The sequence below is a fragment of the Acinetobacter halotolerans genome, assembly GCF_004208515.1.
Classification (GTDB): domain Bacteria; phylum Pseudomonadota; class Gammaproteobacteria; order Pseudomonadales; family Moraxellaceae; genus Acinetobacter; species Acinetobacter halotolerans.
Genome location: NZ_SGIM01000032.1, coordinates 1 through 700, shown reverse-complemented (window position 1 = coordinate 700; position 700 = coordinate 1). Strand labels below are relative to the sequence as shown.

The window sequence follows — 700 nt, the reverse complement described above, 5'->3', positions numbered from 1 at the left end:
CCGATACACATTGAACATAAAGCATAGCTACCGCCTGTTTGCTCAAGCTGATTCAAGGCTGTAGTGACCAGTCGTGCACCCGATGCACCGAGGGGATGACCTAAGGCAATCGCACCCCCATTTGGATTGATACGCGCATCATCATCCGCCAAACCTAAATCACGCGTTACTGCCAAAGCTTGAGCTGCAAATGCTTCATTCAACTCAATCACATCCATTTGTTCTAATCTGAGATTGGCTTGTTTCAGTAACTTTTTGATTGCAGGTGCAGGTGCAAAACCCATAATGCGTGGTTCAACACCCACCGTAGTTGCTGCAATGATTTTGGCACGTGGCTTAAGTTGGTATTGAGCAATCGCTTCATCTGAGGCGATCAATAGCGCTGCCGCACCATCATTAATCCCCGAAGCATTACCTGCGGTAACCGTACCTTCTGCCTTCACTACAGCTTTGAGTTTCGTCAGTGCTTCGATGGTGGTCGATGCACGAGGATGTTCATCAGCATCGATAACGACCGCATCGCCTTTGCGTTGCGGAATAGTGACTGGGACGATCTCTTGTTTAAAAAAGCCTTTGGCTTGCGCTGCAGCAGTGCGTTGTTGGCTCACCAAGGCAAACTGGTCTTGATCGGTACGATTGATATTGAATTGTTCCGCTACGTTTTCAGCGGTTTGTGGCATGGTGTCTACACCATACATTT

The 700-nt window shown here is 48.1% G+C and carries 1 protein-coding gene; it reads right to left on the bottom strand.

From position 1 onward, the window contains the following. Nucleotides 1–700 (bottom strand): acetyl-CoA C-acyltransferase (locus EXE30_RS15740; protein ID WP_130163208.1); only part of this gene is annotated, 700 nt, incomplete at both ends.